Source organism: Plantactinospora solaniradicis (genome assembly GCF_042658085.1).
Taxonomy (GTDB): Bacteria; Actinomycetota; Actinomycetes; order Mycobacteriales; family Micromonosporaceae; genus Plantactinospora; species Plantactinospora solaniradicis.
Map to the genome: position 1 here is coordinate 249,292 of NZ_JBHSPR010000007.1, position 18,017 is coordinate 267,308.

The 18,017-nt window shown below is 70.6% G+C and carries 13 protein-coding genes; 4 read left to right on the forward strand and 9 right to left on the reverse strand.

Annotated features, from left to right (window positions below; genetic code table 11):
* Positions 1–16: 16 nt before the first annotated feature.
* From chvE to ACFP2T_RS07240, 3 genes are all read right to left on the reverse strand, one after another.
* Positions 17–1,141 carry a multiple monosaccharide ABC transporter substrate-binding protein gene (gene chvE, locus ACFP2T_RS07230; RefSeq protein ID WP_377418871.1) on the reverse strand — a complete coding sequence of 375 codons (1,125 nt, stop codon included), beginning with the start codon at positions 1,139–1,141 and terminating at the stop codon, positions 17–19.
* 193 nt (positions 1,142–1,334) lie between these two features.
* Entirely contained in the window at positions 1,335–2,852 is a 1,518-nt protein-coding gene (araA, locus tag ACFP2T_RS07235; RefSeq protein WP_377418873.1) for an L-arabinose isomerase, read from the reverse strand.
* A gap of 315 nt (positions 2,853–3,167) precedes the next feature.
* Positions 3,168–3,707: a 2-thiouracil desulfurase family protein gene (locus ACFP2T_RS07240; protein ID WP_377418877.1), complete on the reverse strand. Its 540-nt coding sequence runs from the start codon at positions 3,705–3,707 to the stop codon at positions 3,168–3,170.
* Positions 3,708–3,963: 256 nt separating this feature from the next.
* On the opposite strand from ACFP2T_RS07240, the gene ACFP2T_RS07245 reads away from it, so the two are divergent.
* Positions 3,964–4,515: an RBBP9/YdeN family alpha/beta hydrolase gene (locus ACFP2T_RS07245; protein WP_377418880.1), complete on the forward strand. Its 552-nt coding sequence runs from the start codon at positions 3,964–3,966 to the stop codon at positions 4,513–4,515.
* A 194-nt stretch (positions 4,516–4,709) separates the two neighbouring features.
* Positions 4,710–6,212 (forward strand): hypothetical protein, encoded by a 1,503-nt coding sequence (locus ACFP2T_RS07250; RefSeq protein WP_377418883.1) that lies wholly within the window; start codon positions 4,710–4,712, stop codon positions 6,210–6,212.
* Here ACFP2T_RS07250 and ACFP2T_RS07255 read toward each other — a convergent pair.
* Genes ACFP2T_RS07255 through ACFP2T_RS07275 form a run of 5 tightly spaced genes read right to left on the reverse strand, consistent with a single transcriptional unit; the run spans position 6,185 to position 13,768 of the window.
* Positions 6,185–8,923 (reverse strand): O-antigen ligase family protein, encoded by a 2,739-nt coding sequence (locus ACFP2T_RS07255; RefSeq protein ID WP_377418886.1) that lies wholly within the window; start codon positions 8,921–8,923, stop codon positions 6,185–6,187. The genes ACFP2T_RS07250 and ACFP2T_RS07255 overlap by 28 nt on opposite strands.
* Positions 8,923–10,125 carry a glycosyltransferase family 4 protein gene (locus ACFP2T_RS07260; RefSeq protein ID WP_377418889.1) on the reverse strand — a complete coding sequence of 401 codons (1,203 nt, stop codon included), beginning with the start codon at positions 10,123–10,125 and terminating at the stop codon, positions 8,923–8,925. The genes ACFP2T_RS07255 and ACFP2T_RS07260 overlap by 1 nt, the downstream gene beginning before the upstream one ends.
* A 4-nt stretch (positions 10,126–10,129) precedes the next feature.
* Positions 10,130–11,338, reverse strand: a complete 1,209-nt coding sequence (locus ACFP2T_RS07265) for a glycosyltransferase (RefSeq protein ID WP_377418892.1) — start codon at positions 11,336–11,338, stop codon at positions 10,130–10,132.
* Complete coding sequence (locus tag ACFP2T_RS07270) at positions 11,335–12,582, reverse strand: glycosyltransferase (protein WP_377418895.1); 1,248 nt, start codon at positions 12,580–12,582, stop codon at positions 11,335–11,337. Before ACFP2T_RS07270 ends, ACFP2T_RS07265 begins: the two co-directional genes overlap by 4 nt.
* Complete coding sequence (locus ACFP2T_RS07275; RefSeq protein WP_377418897.1) at positions 12,569–13,768, reverse strand: glycosyltransferase; 1,200 nt, start codon at positions 13,766–13,768, stop codon at positions 12,569–12,571. The genes ACFP2T_RS07270 and ACFP2T_RS07275 overlap by 14 nt, the downstream gene beginning before the upstream one ends.
* Positions 13,769–13,956: 188 nt before the next feature.
* On the opposite strand from ACFP2T_RS07275, the gene ACFP2T_RS07280 reads away from it, so the two are divergent.
* Both ACFP2T_RS07280 and ACFP2T_RS07285 read left to right on the forward strand, forming a co-directional pair.
* Positions 13,957–15,225, forward strand: coding sequence for a DUF1800 domain-containing protein (locus tag ACFP2T_RS07280; protein ID WP_377418900.1), 1,269 nt, complete (start codon positions 13,957–13,959; stop codon positions 15,223–15,225).
* A gap of 1 nt (position 15,226) precedes the next feature.
* Entirely contained in the window at positions 15,227–16,486 is a 1,260-nt protein-coding gene (locus ACFP2T_RS07285; RefSeq protein WP_377418903.1) for a DUF1501 domain-containing protein, read from the forward strand.
* Between the two features lie 45 nt (positions 16,487–16,531).
* Here ACFP2T_RS07285 and ACFP2T_RS07290 read toward each other — a convergent pair whose 3' ends face one another.
* Complete coding sequence (locus tag ACFP2T_RS07290; protein ID WP_377419929.1) at positions 16,532–17,836, reverse strand: sugar transferase; 1,305 nt, start codon at positions 17,834–17,836, stop codon at positions 16,532–16,534.
* Positions 17,837–18,017: the final 181 nt, after the last annotated feature.

Below are 18,017 nucleotides of genomic sequence, written 5' to 3' on the forward strand. Positions count from 1 at the left end.
CCCGCCGAAGGATCGACTACTTGAGCTGGTCCTCTTTGTAGTAACCGGTGTCGATCAGCAGCGACTTGTAGTTCGCCTTGTTGACGATCACCGGCTGCAACAGGAAGGACGGTACGACCTTGTTGCCGTTCTCGTAGTCCTTCTCGTTGTTCACCTCGGGCTTGCCGCCCTTGAGCACCGCGTCGGCCATCTTGACCGCGACCTCGGCGAGTTGCCGGGTGTCCTTGTAGATGGTCGAGTACTGCTCCCCCGCGATGATGGACTTCACCGAGGCAACCTCGGCGTCCTGCCCGGTCACCACCGGGTACGGCTGACCGGCGGTGCCGTAGCCGTTGCTCTTCAGCGCCGAGAGGATGCCGATCGACAGTCCGTCGTACGGGGACAGCACGCCGTCGACCTTCGCGCCGCCGTACGTCTTGGTCAGCAGGTCCTCCATCCGGCGCTGTGCGGTACCCGCCTCCCAGCGCAGGATGGCGACGGTCTTGAAGTCCTTCTGCCCGCTCTTGACCACCAGGGTGCCCTTGTCGATGTACGGCTGGAGCACCGACATCGCGCCGTTGAAGAAGAAGGTGGCGTTGTTGTCGTCCGGCGAACCGGCGAACAGCTCGATGTTGAACGGGCCCTTGGCATCGCCGTCGGTGCCGTCGTCCTTCTTCAGCTTCAGCCCGACCAGCAGCGAGGTCGCCTGCTGGACGCCGACCTTGAAGTTGTCGAAGGTGGCGTAGTAGTCGACGTTCGGGCTGTTCCGGATCAGGCGGTCGTACGCGATGACCGGAATCTTGTTGTCCGCCGCGTTCTGCAACTGGGTGGTGATCGCGGTGCCGTCGATCGAGGCGATGATGAGCACCTTGGCGCCCTTGGTGATCTGGTTCTCGATCTGGTTCACCTGGGACGGGATGTCGTTCTCGGCGTACTGGAGGTCGACCTGGTAGCCGAGCTTCTCCAACCCCGCCTTGACGTTGTTGCCGTCGTGGATCCACCGCTCGGAGGACTTCGTCGGCATGGTGACGCCGACGAGCGCACCGGCACTGTCGCCGGAGCTGCCCTCCTCGTCCACCGTCTTCGTGCTCGATCCACACGCGGTGAGGGCGGCGGCGAGCGTGATGGCGCCAGCCGCCGCCGCGAGCCGGGCGAATTTCATGTACTCCTCCAAATTCCTGGTACGGCGTGCGGGTCTCCGCTGCGGGACACGGGCTTGCGCCGCGACCCACGGGTCTCGTACGGGTGCGGGTCGCGCTGTGCGATCCGCGGAACCGGCCGGTGGCGTACGTCGGACATCCGTTACTCCACCACGGATCGATGGATCCGGCATGCCCGGGGCCGGCCCGTTCGGGTCAGTTCCGGCCGGACAGCCCCTGGGCGAGCCGGTGGTACGCCTGGTTCCAGCGCAGCCGGTCCCGGAAGTCCGCCGTCGTGGTCTTCTCGTCGATCAGCACCAGTTCGGTGTGCAGCATGTCGGCGAAGTCGCGCAGGGTGGCCGAGCCGACCGCCTGGGTCAGCACGGTGTGGTGCGGGCCGCCGGCGGTCAGCCAGGACTCGGCCGACGTGGTCAGCGACGGTGCCGGCTTCCACACGGCCCGCGCGACCGGCAGGTTCGGCATCGGCTCGTCCGGCGGCACGACCTCGATCTCGTTGGCGACGAGCCGGAAGCGCTCTCCGAGGTCCGCCAGACCGATCACCACCGCCGGACCGGGGGTGGCGTCGAAGACGAGCCGGACCGGATCCTCCCGGTCACCGATACCGAGCGGGTGGATCTCGCACGAGGGCTGGCCGCCTGCGATGGTGGGGCAGACCTCCAGCATGTGCGCGCCGAGGATCTTCGGCTCGCCGGGCCCGAAGTGGTACGTGTAGTCCTCCATGAACGAGGTACCCCGGCCGGTGCCGACACTCATCGCCTTCACCGCCGCCAGCAGGGTCGAGGTCTTCCAGTCGCCCTCGCCGCCGAAGCCGTAGCCGTCGGCCATCAGCCGTTGCACGGCGAGTCCGGGTAGTTGGCGGAGCCCGCCGAGGTCCTGGAAGTTGGTGGTGAACGCCCCGAAGCCGCCATCGGTGAGGAACTGCCGCAGGCCGGCCTCGATCCGGGCGGCGTACCGCAGCGAGTCGTGGCGGTCACCGTCCTTGGCCAGTTCCGGGGCGAGCCGGTAGGTGTCGGCGTACTCGGCGACCAGCCGGTCGATCTCCGCGTCGGCGACCTGGTCCACGACGTCGACCAGGTCGTTGACGCCGTAGGTGTTCACCGAGACGCCGAATCGAAGTTCCGCCTCCACCTTGTCACCCTCGGTGACGGCGACGTCCCGCATGTTGTCGCCGAACCGGGCCAACCGGAGACTGCGCAGGTGGTCGTAGCCGAGCGCGGCGCGGGCCCATTCGTCGATCCGGGAGACCACGGTCGGATCGGAGGCGTGCCCGGCGATCGTCTTGCGGGCCAGCCCGAGCCGGGTCTGGATGAAGCCGAACTCCCGGTCGCCGTGCGCGGCCTGGTTGAGGTTCATGAAGTCCATGTCGATGGACTCCCAGGGCAGCGCCTCGTTGAGCTGGGTGTGCAGGTGCAGCAGCGGCTTACGGAGCGCGTCGAGCCCGCTGATCCACATCTTGGCCGGCGAGAAGGTGTGCATCCAGGCGATCACACCGAGGCAGGCCGGGTCGGCGTTCGCCTCCAGCAGGACCGCGCGGATCGCCGACGCCTCGGTGAGTACGGGCTTCCAGACGATCTCCGCGGCGACCTGACCGGAGCCGGTGAGCGTGCGCATGATCTGCTGCGACTGGCTCGCGACCTGATCGAGGGTTTCCGGGCCGTACAGGTGCTGGCTTCCGGTGAGGAACCAGATCTGCGGTTGCTTGGCCGGCGGCATGTCCACCTCTCCTGCTGGGGGCACGGCTCCCGCCTGCCCGGATGGATGTGGTCGCGATCATCTTCGCGAGCCGAGTGTTACCGCTAACATCAGAGCAGTCAAACCGTACACCGTAACGCTTCAATAACGGCAGAGCAGACATCCACGACTCTTGCCGCCCGCGATTGATCGTCACGCGCCCGACGCCCGGCGGATCACCCCCGGACCGGCGCCGAGCAGGACAGATGCTGGACATCGGTGACGGCCGACAAGTGTGCGAGTGTCACCGATCCGTCGTTCCCGCCCGAGCCGGACGGTGGGTCCGGCACCGCTCGCTCAATCCGGCGGATTCGGCACGGGGCGGAAGGACGACGACGGGTCGTATTCGTGATGGGCGACGACCTCGAATCCGTTACGGAGTAGCAGCGCGGCCGTGACGCCCATTCCGGCCGTCCGGTTACGTCGGAACGACCCGTCGCTGATCTGCCGGCAACCGCAGGACGGGCTGTAGTCCTGGAGCACGGCTCCGGCCGCCCCGATCGCCTGGGCAATCCGGAGTGCCTGCCGGGCACCCGACAGGTACGCCTCGGTCACGTCCTCGCCCTTGTGGGTCAGCACCCGCGCACGACCGTCGAGGACGTCGAATCCGTTCCCGCCCACGATCTCGGCGCGATCGCGGGGCGTGCCGAGCCCACCCATCACCTCCGGGCAGACGAGACGCACGGTGGCCCGCTCGCCGACCGACACCTCCTGCTTCGCGGCGCCACCGTCGTAGGCGCACCGGGTGCCGGCGAGACAGGCACTCATCAGGAACACCGCCGGCCGGGTGCCGGTCGGCGTCGACACCTCGTTGTCGGAGTCACCCGACCCGTCCACGCCCAACGCTCCGCGATCCTCTCGTCGGACAGGTGGCGACGGCGGCCGCCGTCGAGTCGACCGATCCGACACCACGGGTACCCGGCCGGAACTGCCCGCCGGTCCACCGATGTTTCGCCACCCACATCCTAAGCGTGCCGGAGGGGCCGATCAGGGCCCGCAGGCCAGCCCCAGAAGATGTCCTGTGTGTCGCCACCGGCGCGCGTGACGAGTCGACAGGAGACCCACCGCTCCCCGGTTGTTCTAACCTGTACCGGTGATCCGGGCACTGCTGGTACCGGGGCGTGGACGTCCCCGGCCCGAACACTGGCTACAGCGCTGGGCCGACGCGAACCCCGAGTACCAGTGGGCGCCCCGGCCGCCGGGTCCGCCGTTCGTGCTGTCCGAGCGGGTCACCGCGCTGCACGCGGCCATCGAAAGCGATCCGGCGCCGGCACTGCTGGTCGCGCACAGCGCCGGCTGCCTCACCGTCGTGGCCTGGGCGGCCGAGCACGTCGGGCCGGTCCGGGCGGCGCTGCTGGTCACTCCCCCGTACATCGACCCGGCCTGGAAACCCGATCCAGGCGATCCACCGGTCGACGCTGTCCGGGAGCCGGTTTCCCGGGCCCGACTGCCGTTCCGGGCAATCCTGGTGGCCAGCCGTACCGACCCGTACACGACGTTCGCGCAGTTCGAGCAGTACGCCGAGGACTGGGGCGCGGAACTGTTCGACGCGGGCGACGCCGGGCACATAGAGACCGCCAGCGGGTACGGCCCCTGGTCGGACGGGGAACGGCTGGTCGCCGAGCTCCTCCGTACCCCCGGCTGACCGGCCGGACGGCCGGCACCACTGTCCACGTCGCTCACCGGGTGAGCCCGAACACCCTCCGTCAGTGCACATGTACTATCGCCGGACTACTGCGGCGTCCCTGACCACTGGGCAGTGGGCCCGCCGGAGGGGCCTCGGGTGGGTTGGTGTCGCCTCGTTAGGATCCGCACAGAACAACGCGGGAGTGGGTTGGGATGCAGCCAGTGGGTCCGTACCAGTTCATCGAGGCGATCAGCCTGTGTCAGGTGGGCAGCGTCTGGTCAGCTATCGACGGGCAGGGAAACTCGTACACGGTGGCCGTACTCGACGCGACCGTGGCGGGCGATCAACGGTGGCGGGACGCCTTCGCCGGCACGGCCCACGGGTTGGCACAGCCGGGAGCAGCGGGCGGGCCACGATACGTGCACGCCGACTTCGCGGCCGCCGCGCCCTGGGTCGTCTACGCCAGCAGCGACGGTCCCGGTGCGGAGCGGCTGTTCGCGGCGCTCGGCATGGAGTGCCGACCCACCCAGTCGGAGCTTGGTGGAGTCGAGTCGGTCACCGTCAAGACGCCGATCGTCGGTGCTCCGCCCGGGGCGGACGAGGACGGACTCGTCACGCCCACGACGCGGCTGACGCCGGGCCTGGCCCCGCCCGGTCCCTGGCAGGCCGGCCCACCCCAGCCGCCGGCAACCGCCGAGCCGACGTCCACGCCGCCGCACCAGGTCTCGGTGCCGCCGCACCAGGTCTCCGGGCCGCCGCACCAGGTCTCCGGGCCGCCGCACCAGGTCTCCGCACCACCGGACCAGGTCTCCGTGCCGCCGCACCAGAGCTCCGGGCCGCCCTACCAGGTTTCGGTGCCGCCGCACCAGATCTCCGTACCACCGGACTCGATCTCCGGACCGCCGCAGCCGCTGCCGGAGATGCCACGACCGGGACCGACCGGCGGAATCTCCGACGACCCGCCATCTTCGTACGATCCGCTCTACTCCCCGGTCCGGCACATCGTGCCGTCCGAGCCGGCGCCGTCGCGGAGTCGACTGTGGATCGGCATCGCCGTGCTGGTCGTACTCGTCCTCGCTGGTGGTGGAGCGGTCCTCGCGTTGAACCGGTCGGGCGGCGACGACCCGAACCCGACCGAGGCGAGCGCGCCGGCGACCAGCCAGCCCCCGGCGCCGCTGCCGACCGCGTCGGCCCTCAATCCGGGACTGGAGCCGCCGAGGCAGGGCACCTGGCCGGCGCAGTGGCCCAGGTTCGCGGCCACGGACGGCGTCCGGACGCTGACCGAGCTGGACGGCCTGGGCTTCACCGTCAAGGTCCCCCGGGACTGGCAGTGCATTCCCGGCGGCAAGGCGGACGGATACGCCAAGCACTACTGCGGGGTGTCTCCGGGAGAGAACCCGGAGATCGGTGGCGAGATCGTGGTCCGGAACTGCCCGAGTCCGTGTGGTCAGGACCAGCAGACCTCCATGCGGCACGCCGAAGAGGCGTGGGGCCTGCAGTGGGTGAGCACCGGACGCTACAGCACCTACGCCGAGCGGAGTTCGCTCAACATCGACGGCAAGGAGCGGTACGCCCTGATCATCGTTGCCTACTGGCGCAGCGGCAGCGAGGGAGTGGTCGACCGTCAGGTCGTTTTCCGGATGACGGCGCCGCCCGACGGTGCGAACCAGCTGCGGCGGATCGCCAACTACATCCGCGACACGGTCGTCTTCTGAGGCGAGCCCTTCGTCAGTCGCTGTTGCAACGCCCCCGCCGTCCCGTTCAACCAGCCGGCGGCACCGGCCCGTGACCGGCCGCCCCGGTCCGCCTCGACCGGGGCGGGCGGTGTGCCGCCGGCCGGCAGACCGAGCCGCGCGATCACGATCAGCGGAAGCCAGGTCGCGTGTCCGGCCAGTGTGGTCGGCACGTGCGACGCCTCCAGCCACGAGACATACAGGAACGCGACCAGGAAGAGCGCCGCGGCCGGGAAGCCGGCCGTCGCCAGGGCCACCGACCGCCGCCAGGCGAGCACGATGAGCAGGGCGACCACCGCCGTGGTGACCAGGCCGCCGACGACGAGAAACTGGACCATGGCGTTGTGTGCGTGGGTGAACTCGCCTCCCAGCTCCACCGCCAGGTCCGGTTCGCGCTGGAAGTATCTGGGTCCGTAACCCAGCAGGGGGTGCTCGACCCACTGGTGCAGCAGCGTCCGCCAGATCCGGCCACGGCGGGTGAACGCCTCCGGGTCCGTGGTGAACAGCGGCACGAGCACGACGGCCGCGACTCCGGTGGTCATCATGGTCCACAGCACCCAGGTCCGGGTCGGGAACAGCCGGATCAGCAGGTACGTGAAGAGGACGGCGGCGACCGCCAACTGACTGCTGCGCGATCCGGTCCAGAACAGCGCGAAGAGCATGACGACCAGCGCGCCGTGGCGGATCAGCGGACGGGAGACGCAGAACACGAACGGGATGCTCAGGGCCAATGCGATCCCGAGCACGTTGGAGTGCAGGAAGGGGCCGGCGAGCAGGCCGCCGAGCACCCCGCTCTTGTCTCCCGCCGCCGTCCCGGAGATGAGGGCGAGATCGGGACGGGCCAGCGCCAGCAGGATCGATCCGGTTGCGGTGACCGCGCCCAGGATGCCGATCACCCCCAGGACCTCGCGTCGGACCGGCTGTAGCCAGATCGCGACCGCAGCGAGCGGAAGTGCCAGCGACACCAGGCCGGGCCGCTGGTGGTTGAGGAGCCCGGCCGCCTCGATCGCGACAAACGGGGCGAGGACGGCGGCCAGCGACCACAGCCGCACCGGTCGGTGCCGGTAGCCGCCGTGCGCCGCGAGAACGGCCGCGACCAGGATGAACGCCAGGCTGAGGGCGTCGCCGAGGAGGTCGCTGACCGGGGGGACGAGGTCCTGTCTGGAGTTGAACTCCGGACGTCCCGAATCGAGCAGCTGGATCAGCAACGGCACCATCAACCGGAGCCAGGCGAGGACGAACAGCAGGCCCGTCCCGAAGGTGCCGACGTCGATCCGGTGCGCGAGGGTACCCACCGCGCGCCGGAGGGGGGTCGTGGGCCCGGGTGAGCTGGCCGGACCGGAACCGTCCGGACCGGGACCGTCCGTGGCTCGCCCGCGCAAGCGGCCGACGAACCCGACAGCCAACCCACCGAAGGAACGCAGATCCTCCCGGTACGGCACCGTCAGTTCGCGCAGGGAAGGCAATTCCGGCACTCTCCTCACCATCGCGGCGGCGGCCACCACCGACACTCCGTAGCCGGCCAGGCTGGCGAGCGCCGCCCCGACCGCACCCATCGGCGCGAGCAGGAACAACAACACGATGCCGAGGACGGATCCGGCGACCAGTGCACCGGAGGACCAGGCCGCCCTGCCGTTCGCCAACAGAACCGCACTGAAGATCACCATGCTGGTGTAGAGCGTCGTCGCCGCGCAGAGGATAACCGTGGGCACGACGGCCGGGGCGAAGGCGTCACCGAACACCCACGGCACGGCGACGCCCGCGATCGCCGCCAGTACGCCGCTCGCGACGGTCGACGCCAGCACGGCGAGCCGGGCGACCGCACTGCCCCGACGCCGGTCGTCACTGCCCGGCCGGCCCATCAGCACCGTGCGGGCCGCCGTCGCGATCACCATCGGTATCTCCGCGACACTCACCGCCACCGCGTAGTAGCCGAGTTCCCGCGCCCCGATAACCGGCAGCCCGACGATCTGGTCGAGCCGGGCACTGGAGATCGCGGCCAGGACACCGGGCAGGCAGGTCAGCGAGTACGCCAGCAGTGAGCGGACGGGTACCGTCCCGTCCGGTGGCTCGGGCGGTTCTCCGGCGCCCTCCCCCGGCGGGTCGACCCGCTCCGGCGCCGAACGGAGCCGGACGAGTCCGAGGACGAGTCCACCGCTCACCGAGGCCACGAAGAGCAGGCCGGCCCAGTACGCGCTCAGGTCCAGCATCAGGCAGCCGAAGACGACCAGTGCCGTTCTGAGCAGCGCGGGCACGACCTTCACCAGGTTGACGCCGCGGATGTCGGAGGCGCCGGTCAACGCGCCGATGAGCAGGTTGGCGAGAATGTGCAGCGGCGCGAGCAGGGCGAGCAGGAGGAACTGCCCGTAGCGCCCGTCACCGTCGGAGAAGACGAAGAGCCCGAGCACGGCGAGCAGGACGATCCCGAGCAGTCCGAGGGGCACCGACGCGATCACACTGACCTTGGCGGCATTCCGTTTCGACAGCCTGCCGGTGCGCAGGTGGTAGCTGAGGGCGTCCTGCAGCCCGTACGTGCCGATCCAGCCACAGACGACGATCGGCAGGGTGAGCGCGGCATAGAGGCCACGACCGTCCGGCCCCAGTTCCCGGGAGAGGAACGGGCTGACGAGAAGCCCGCTGATCGGGATCAGCAGGTTCGCGACGGAAGCGGAGACCAGTTTCCTCGTCGACATCAGGGTCCTTCGCGCAACGAGGTCCCGGGAACGTCGAGATAGCCGTACTCGGCGAGCGCGCCGACCAGACGCTCGGCGAACCGCTCCTCGGAGAACTGGCGCTCGATCAGGCGAGCCCCGGCGGCGGCCATCGCGTCCAACTCGGCCACCGACGAACCGAGGATCTCCGCCGCCAGTGCCTCCGGGGTGTCGGCCAGCCGGACGGCCTCCGTCGCCGGAACACCCTCGGCGCCGACCGGCGTGGTGAAGACCGGGACGGAGTGCGCCAGCAGTGTGAGGGTCTTCAGCTTGACCCCGGCGCCGCTCCAGAGGGGAACCACGGCGGCCCTGGCCCGCGCGAGCACCGGCCGGAGATCCGCCACGTAGCCCAGTACGTCGAGACCGTCGATCGGGGCGAGACTCTCCCGTACCCGATCGGTGAGGCCCGATCCGACCAGAGTCAGCCGGAAGCCCGCACCGCGCAGCGCCGGCCATCCCCGGCCGAGAAAGAGCCGCAGCCCGGCCAGGTTGGCGCGGTACGAGAAGCTGCTGAGCCAGACCAGGTGGCGCTCGTCCGATCGCGGAACATGTCCGACCGGCAACGGTACGGAGCTGGGCAACGTGAAGTCCGCCCTCCGGCGATGGTGTTCGGCGAGCCGGCTGGATTCCTCGGCACTGGTCACCGAGACCGTCTCGCACTCCGACAGCGCCCTCGACTCGAACCGGGTCGAGATCCAGGCCAGGTACCGCGCCCGGAGCTGGTGTGCGAGGTCCTCCGCCTCCGCGATGTCCCCCCGGGTGCTACCGGCCAGCACGTTGGCCTTGTCCCAGTGCCAGCGAAGTCGGGTGCCCCGGAAATACACCGCCGCCGCCTCCCCGATGGCGATCCCCGCGCCGTCCCGGGTTCGCAGGTCGTCGTGCAACGGCCGGCTGTAACGACTCCGTATCCACGGTGGCAGTCCGTCGGCCATGGCCTCCGGATAGCGACCCAACGGCCCCAGCCGGTCGAGTCGGTACGGCGTCGCCGGGTAGTCCCGGACCTCCACCTCCGGCAGCATCCCGCGCAGCCGGTCGACCTGGTCCCCGGTGGTGTCGGGGCGCCGCACCACCGCGAGGGTGAACGGCTGGATCCGTGCCATCGCCCGGAGCATCATGAGTACCCGGACCGGGTCGCCCCGGTCCGGAGGCAGCGGAAAAAACGTCGAGACGACTGTCAGTCCCATCTGCCTAGCGCCTCACCCGGAAGCCGGTGGCGTCGGCCGCCCGCTGCCGGCCGCCGGCCGGATCGACGAGTCGGTGCCAGGTGTCGAGGAGCCGCTCGGCCTGCCGCTCGGGGCGGAACTCCGTACGCAGCCGGGCGGCGAGCGTGCCCGCACGGCGCCGCGCCTCCGTCCGGTCCCGCACCACCTGCCTCACCGCCTCGGCCAGTGCCGCCGGGTCGTCGGGCGGGACCAACCAGCCGCCGTCCTCCTCGACGAGTTCGGGGATGCCGGAGACCGCGGTGGTCACCACCGGCACCTGCCGGCTGGCCGCCTCCATCAGGAAGACCGGAATGCCGTCGAGGTCGCCGTCGCTGCCGCGCGTACAGGCCAGCACCGCCACGTCCGCGGCGGCCAGCGCCTCGGTCGCCACCGCGTGCGACACCGCGCCGTGGAAGGTCACGGCGGCGGAGACACCGTGCTCCCGCGCCCGGCGCTCCAGGCTGGCCCGGAGCGGTCCGTCACCGTAGACGTCGTACTGGACGTCCAGACCCGTGGCCACCAGCCGGGCCACCGCGTCGACGCTGGTGCCGACACCCTTCTTCTCGACCAGGCGGGCGACCGTGACCAGTCGTACCGGGCCGGCCGGACCGAGCGGCGCCGGCTCGGGCAGCTCGCCGTCGAACGCGGCCCGGACGATGCCGTGCGGGATCGTCGCCATGGCTACCCCTCGGGCCTCGAGCTGCCGGACGGTCGCGGCCGAGATGACGAACAGGTGGCGGAGCAGACCGAGCCGGCCGGCCAACCCGACCGGGTTCCGGTCCAGCAGGAAGTCGGCGGCGTGTGCGATGGCGGTCGCGGGCTTACCGAGCTTCCTCGCCACGAGTGCCGCGACCGCGGTCGGCAGGTTGACGAAGTGCGCGTGCACGACGTCCGGCGCGAAGGCCGCGACCTCCTCGGACAGCGCGAGCGCGTGGCTGCCGGCCAGCACCGCCCGCCGCAGATCCGTGCCGCCGAGCGTACGCACCTGGGCGAGCAGCCGGACCGGATGGCGGACCAGCGTACGGATGACCCGGGCGACTTCGGCACGCCGGCCGCCGGGGCGGGCGACGAAAACCTCGACGGTGGCGCCGGCGGCCCGGACCGCGCGGATCTCCGACGTGATGAACGTCTCGCTGTAGCTCGGCGGGCGGAGCAGGATGTACGCGACCCTCAGGTCAGCTCGACCATCCGTCATCCGGCTTCCTTCCAGCCCGCGTCGCGTCGCGCCTGCCAGACCGCCCGGAAGAACCCTGCGTGGTGCGCCCGGCACTCCTCGTCGGTGCGGATTCCCGGCGTCGCCGCCGCGCCCGCCGCCAGCCCGGCCCGTAGTTCTGTGGAGTCCGCCAGCCTCAGCAGCGCCTGGCCGAGTGCCTCGGGATCGTTCGGGGGGACGAGGAGGCCGTTGACGCCGGGCCGGATCCACTCCCCCGGGCCGCCTCCCTCGGTCGCGACGATCGGCAGCGCCCGGGCCAGCCCCTGGATGACGGTCTGTCCCAGCGGTTCCGGTCTGGTCGACGCGTGTACCAGGATATCGACCGAGTCGAGGAATCCCGGTACGTCGTCGACGTGGCCGAGCAGGTCCACCTGGTCGGCGATGCCCAACTCGGCGACGAGGCGACGGATCTCGTTCTCGTAGGCCGTCTCGGCGAACAGTGGTGCTCCGGCGATCCGGGCCCGCACGTCGGTGCCCCGGAAGGCCAGGGCGAACGCCCGGAGGAAGACGTGCTGCCCCTTCCACCGCTGTAGCCGCCCGACCATCCCGATCCGGCGTACGGCGGCGTCGGGGCGGGGCGCCGTCACCCGCCGGTCGATGCCGACCGGGCTCTGGATCACCATTCTGGGCAGTCCGGGCCGCAGCCACTGCTCGGCCGACGCCAGCGTCGTCCGCGAGTTGGCGACAACCCCGTCGGCCCGCCCCAGCGCGATCCTGGTGAACGCCCGGAAGCCGAACCGGCCCAGGCTGTCGGTCGTGACCAGGTCACGAAGGTGCACGACCAACGGCTTCGCCCCACCCCGGTCGGCGAACGCGGCGCAGATCGCCGCGGCGGCCGTGTTCGCGTGCACGAGATCGGCGTCCTGGAACAGTCGGCTGCGTCCCAGGACACCGGCCCCGGCCTGCAGGGCACGCAGGTAACGGGCCGCGAGCAGCAGACTTCCGCCCCGGGTGCCGCCGGTCGGCAACGCCGGCAGGTTCCGCTCCAGTTCGACACCGTGCGCGGCCAGCCGGTCGAACGCGGTGCCGTTATCCGGCGCGCACAGCCGGGCCAGCCAGTGCCGCCGCTGCTGGCTGAGCAGCCGGACGAGGGCGAGTTCGGCGCCGCCCGGCTGGGCGGTGTGGCTGACGTGCAGCACCGTCATCGCCGACCCGTCGACCGGGTCGCCGTCGGCCGGGGTGAGCAACCGGTCCGGCTCCGGGCTGTCGCCGTCAGTTCGACTCATGGTCGATCCACGCCGACATCCTCGCCGCAAACTCCTGCCCGGAGAAGGCGCTGGCGTGGTCCTGGATCCGTTCCGGCGTCAGCTCGGGAAGCCGCCGGACGAGCAGGCCGAACTCCGCCGGGTCCAACGAGTCGACGAGGAAGCCGGTCTCCCCGTCGGTCACCGTCTCCAGCAGGCCGCCCCGGCGCAGTCCCAGTACCGGGGTACCGCATGCCTGGGCCTCGACCGGGATCATGCCGAAGTCCTCGTGCACCGGGAACAGCAGTGCCCGCGCTCCCCAGTAGAGCTGCCGCAACCTCTCCTTGCCGGGCATGACCTCGAACGTGACGGGTACGCCGACCCGGCCCGCCAGCCGCCGCAGATTCGTCTCCTCAGGTCCGGAGCCGGCGAGCACGAGCGGCAGCCCGGCCACCTCGGCGATCGCGATGACGAGGTCGAAGTTCTTGTACGGAATCCACCGGCCGACCCCGAGCAGGTAGTCCCGGGACTGGCGTCGGTCGGCGGCTGGCGCGGCGGCGAAGTAGTCCGTGTCCACCGGCGGATTGATCACCGTGGCGTCGCGACCCCAGTAGCGCCGAATCCGGTTCTGGACCTCTCGTGAGTTCGCGGCGTAACCGTGCACGTGCCGGCTGAGCCGTACGTCGACGGCCTGCAGGACCCGTCGGGGTGGAGCCAGCAGCGGACTCGAGCCGCGGCCGTCGAACGTCGGGCTCCACAGATAGCGCGCCGGGGCGTGCACGTAGCTGAGGTACCGGGTCTGCTCCGGTGAGCCCAGCCGGACCGTGTGCGCGAACGCGTGGCTGGACGAGATGACGACGTCGTAGCGCTCGCGGGTGAGCGTACGCCAGACGAGTGGCATCAGCGGCAACGCCAACGCCTTGTTGCGGGCCAGCGGGGTCCGGGCCAACCAGGACTCCCGAAGGCCGGGCTCGGAGACGTTCCGGTCCTTCCACAGGACGAAACGTTCGGCGTGTGGCACCAGCTCGGCGATCCGCCGGAACACCTCCTCCGATCCGCCCGTCGCGCCGAACCACTCGTGCACCAGCGCGACCGAACGACCACGGAGCGGACGCGATCCGGGAGACCTGTCGAGGTCGGACTGCCGCCCGGCCGGGATCACGTCGCCGGAGGTTTCGACGGAGACCAACCGGCGCAGGCACGGTTCGCGGGCCGGACGCCATGACATGCCAACTTGGACTCTCCCGCAGGTACCCGAACCGGCCAGTTCCAGCCCGGGATGATACCGCAGCGCCACGACCCCGACCGTGAGTGGCGTCGGTCGCGGAGTTGGCCGGACGGCCTGGCCAGGGGGGTTGAGCCGGAACGGTTCGGCCCGGCGTTCCGATCGGGATTCCCGGCACCTATGGTGGCAGCATGACCGACGACGTCGGGTTGCTGCTGCGTCGGGCCGGCTTCGGGCCGACCGCCGCCGAACTGACCGCTGCGCGGCAGGTCGGTTACGAGGCGACCGTGTCGACTCTCGTCGCTCCGTTCGGGCCGGACATCGGGGCGAGCAGTGCACCGATACCGGCCCTCGGCCCGGACCCGTACGCCGAACGTCCGAATCCGACGCCCCGGCAGCGCGCCGAGGCCGACCGGATCCGGAAGACGCAGACGGACCTGATCACCCGGTGGTGGCTGGAACGTATGGTGGTGGCTAACCACCAGGCCGTCGAGAAGCTGCTGTTCTTCTGGCACGGACATTGGGCCACCTCGGTGACGAAGGTCAAGAGTCCACAGCTCATGCTGGCGCAGCACCGCACCCTGCGGGAGTCCCGCGACATCGCGGAGACCGCGCGGCGGATGGTCGTCGACCCCGCCCTGGTCTACTGGCTGGACGGGCACCTCAACACCAAGCAGGCACCGAACGAGAACCTGGGTCGTGAGCTGCTCGAACTGTTCCTGCTGGGGCACGGGCGGTACACCGAGCGGGACGTGAAGGAGGTGGGCCGGGCGCTGACCGGGTGGCGGATCAACCTCGGGTCGGCGACATCGGTCCTCGACCGGCGCCAGCACGACGACGGCCGGAAGACGATCCTCGGCTCGACCGAGAGGTTCACCGCCACCAGCGTGGTGAACCTGCTGCTGGGCCGGATCGAGTGCGTGCAGTTCATCGCCTCCAGGTTGTGGTTCCGCTACGCCTCGTCGACCCTGCCCATTCCGGAGCGGACCAGCGAGCGGATGGCAGGGGCGTTTCCGGCACCGATGTCGATGCTCCGTTCCCTGTACACGGACGAGGCGTTCGCCACCACCCGGGGGACGATGGTGAAGCAGCCCATCGAGTGGCTGGTCGGTGCCATGCGGCAACTGGAGCTACGGCCCACGAGGATTCCCGCCGAGACCCTGACCCAGCTCCTCGACGGACTGGGCGGGCTCGGACAGCGACCGTTCGCACCGCCCAGCGTCGGCGGATGGCCGGCCGGCGCCACCTGGTTGACGTCGGCCGGTGCGCAACTGAGGCTCAGCCTGGCCGGCAAACTCGCCAGCCAGCTCACGCCGAGCCGGCTGACTCCGGAGGACGTCGCGTACATTCTCTGCATCGACAAGTGGACCGACAGGACCTACGCCGTGCTGCGCGACGTACGAAACGCGCGTCTGCTGCTGACACTCGGACTCGTCAGCCCCGAATACCTGGTGACCTGAAGTGGACGCACTCACCCGACGCCGGTTCCTGGTCGCCTCCGGGGTGCTGGGCGGCGGCGCGTTGGCCGCCGGCACCGGTGCGATCGGTCTCCACCGGCTGCTCGGCACCTCGTCGAAGGCGGCTCCCGTCGTTCCGGCCCGGCAGACCAGCAAGGTCGTCCTGGTCACTCTGTACGGCGGCAACGACGGGCTGAACACGGTCATCCCGTACGCAGACCGGGCCTACCACTCGGCGCGGCCCGAGTTGGCGTACGCGCCCGGGAAAGTGCTGCGCCTGGACGACAGGCTCGGGCTGAACCAGAGACTGCGTGGTCTGAAGGGACTCTGGGACGACGGCCGGCTCGGCATCGTGCTCGGGGTCGGGTATCCGAAGCCGGACCGTAGCCACTTCCGGTCGATGGACATCTGGCAGACCGCCTCACCGGCCAACCCTGCGCCGACCGGCTGGGTGGGACGGTGGCTGGACGGCGTGAACGCACCTGTCGAGGCGGCCGTGAGCTTCGAGCCGGTACTGCCGCCACTGCTGGTCGGCAGGTCCCGGATCGGCGCCTGCGTCAGTTACCGTGGTCTCACCCTGCCCGACTGGATCAGCCCGGACCTGGTCGCCGGGCTGGGTCGCGGTCAGCCGAACGAGCCGGAGATGCAGGCCCGCGCCGCAGCCTCGTTCGCGGACCTGCTCACCATGGGAGATGTCGTCCGTGGGGCCGGGCAGGCCACCCAGTCACCCGACGCCGATGACGAACCCGTCGTGCCGGCCACCAGCACCGGCGGCGAGAACGCCCTCACCACCCAGCTCGCGCTCGTGGCCCGCTGCGTCGAGGTCGGTGTGCCGACCCAGGTCTACTCGGTGAGCCTGGGCGGGTTCGACACGCACGCCGAGGAACGGGCCGGACACGAGGTGCTGCTGAAGCAGCTCGACGAGGCCCTGACGAGCTTCGTGACCAGGATGGCCGAGACCGACGCCGGACAGCAGGTGGTGGTGGTGGTCTACAGCGAGTTCGGCCGCCGGGTGCGGGCGAACGCCTCCGACGGCACCGACCATGGCACCGCCGGGCCGGTCTTCGTCCTGGGTCCCCGGGTGGTGGGCGGGTTCTACGGCGAACAGCCCAGCCTGACCGATCTGGACGACGGCGATCTCAAGGCGACGGTGGACTTCCGGAACGTCATCGGCACGGTGCTCGGCTCCGTGCTGGGCGCCGACCCGGCCCGGTACCTGGACGGCTACCAGGGAGAACTGCTGCCGTTCGTACCCTCCGACTGAACCGGCCCGGATCCACGTACCGCCCGGCGTCCCGAGCCCGGATGGTCACCGGCCGCCGCCGCGAAACACCTCGGCGACCGTCCGGAGCAGCACCTTGGTGTCCAGCCAGAGCGACCAGTTCTCGATGTAGTAGTTGTCGAACCGGGCCCGGTCGGAGATGGGGGTGTCGCCGCGCAGCCCGCTCACCTGGGCCAGACCGGTGAGCCCCACCGGTACCCGGTGCCGCATCGCGTAGTCCGGGTGCTCGGCGGAGAACTTCTCGACGAAGTACGGCCGCTCCGGCCGGGGCCCGACCACCGTCATGTCGCCCCGGAGGATGTTCCAGAGTTGGGGCAACTCGTCCAGCGAGGTGCGGCGCATGAACCGGCCGATCGGTCCGACCCGGAGGTCGCCCGCTATCGACCATCTCGTCTGCGACTCGTGCTCGTCCCGGGCCCGCATGGTGCGGAACTTGATGACGTCGAACGGCTTGCCGTACCGGCCGATCCGCTGCTGTCGGAACAAGATGCCCCGTCCCCCTTCGCAGAGCGTCAGCAGCGCACAGATCGCGATGACCGGACTGAGCACCACCAGCGCGATCGACGCCAGCACGATGTCGGACGCGCGTTTGACCATCCATCGGGGGCCGGACAGGGTGGTGTGGCGGATCTGGACGACCGGGATCGCACCGATGTGGTCGGGCAGCCCGCCGGGTGAGCGGGAACCCCACAGCCTCGGCACGGTCCACAGGTCGCAGCGGGCGTACGCCGGACGGGCCAGGAGTTCCATCACCGTGGGCTCCAGGCAGTGCGGGTCCGCGACGATGAGGACGTCACACTCGACCAGCGCCACCCGTTGTTCGAGGTTGTCGAGGGTGCCGATCAGCGGGGGTGCCCCCGGGGCCTGCTCGTCGTCGACGTCGACACAGCCGACGAACCGGAGGCCGTACTGGGGATAACGCCGCAGCAGCCGGGCGAGTTCACCGGCGATGGGGCCGCTGCCGATGATGATGGCGTTGTGCTCCACCCAGCGTCGCCGTCGGGCCAGGACGACCATGCTCCGGGTGATCGCCCGCCCGAGGATCACCAGGCCGGCGGAGAGGGCGACTCCTCGCATGAAGCCGGCGACGTACTCCACCGAGCCGTGCCGCATCGCCGCGATGATCGCCACGACGGCCGCGGAGGCGAGCAGCCGGCCGCCGAGATTGGGCAACTCGTCGAGGATGCTCATGTGCCGACGTCCACGGTAGAGTCCGCCGGTCGCGAAGATGGCCACGGTGAGGCCGGCCGCGAACAGGGTGCCACGCCAGTAACGGTCCGACAGCAGCAGCGGCGCCAGCAGGGCGGCAAGGTCGACCGGGGCGGCCAGCATCCAGGCACGGAGGCTACGGGTACGTCTCGACGCGACCGAACCGGCGTAGGGCAGCACGGTGGTGGTGTCGAGTTCGGACCGGGGCCGGGCCGGCACGGCCGGCGCGATCGGGGTACGGGGTCGAGGAACGCCGCGCGGCCCGTCGCCCTCGCCCGCCGTCGCGACCTCCGCGCCGGGGGCC

Bases quoted from the DNA above. Each gene is read 5' to 3' on its own strand.
- chvE (WP_377418871.1), bottom strand. From the start codon at position 1,141: ATGAAATTCGCCCGGCTCGCGGCGGCGGCTGGCGCCATCACGCTCGCC.
- araA (WP_377418873.1), bottom strand. From the start codon at position 2,852: ATGCCGCCGGCCAAGCAACCGCAGATCTGGTTCCTCACCGGAAGCCAG.
- ACFP2T_RS07250 (WP_377418883.1), top strand. From the start codon at position 4,710: ATGCAGCCAGTGGGTCCGTACCAGTTCATCGAGGCGATCAGCCTGTGT.
- ACFP2T_RS07255 (WP_377418886.1), bottom strand. From the start codon at position 8,923: ATGTCGACGAGGAAACTGGTCTCCGCTTCCGTCGCGAACCTGCTGATC.
- ACFP2T_RS07260 (WP_377418889.1), bottom strand. From the start codon at position 10,125: ATGGGACTGACAGTCGTCTCGACGTTTTTTCCGCTGCCTCCGGACCGG.
- ACFP2T_RS07265 (WP_377418892.1), bottom strand. From the start codon at position 11,338: ATGACGGATGGTCGAGCTGACCTGAGGGTCGCGTACATCCTGCTCCGC.
- ACFP2T_RS07270 (WP_377418895.1), bottom strand. From the start codon at position 12,582: ATGAGTCGAACTGACGGCGACAGCCCGGAGCCGGACCGGTTGCTCACC.
- ACFP2T_RS07275 (WP_377418897.1), bottom strand. From the start codon at position 13,768: ATGTCATGGCGTCCGGCCCGCGAACCGTGCCTGCGCCGGTTGGTCTCC.
- ACFP2T_RS07280 (WP_377418900.1), top strand. From the start codon at position 13,957: ATGACCGACGACGTCGGGTTGCTGCTGCGTCGGGCCGGCTTCGGGCCG.
- ACFP2T_RS07290 (WP_377419929.1), bottom strand. From the start codon at position 17,836: ATGCTGGCCGCCCCGGTCGACCTTGCCGCCCTGCTGGCGCCGCTGCTG.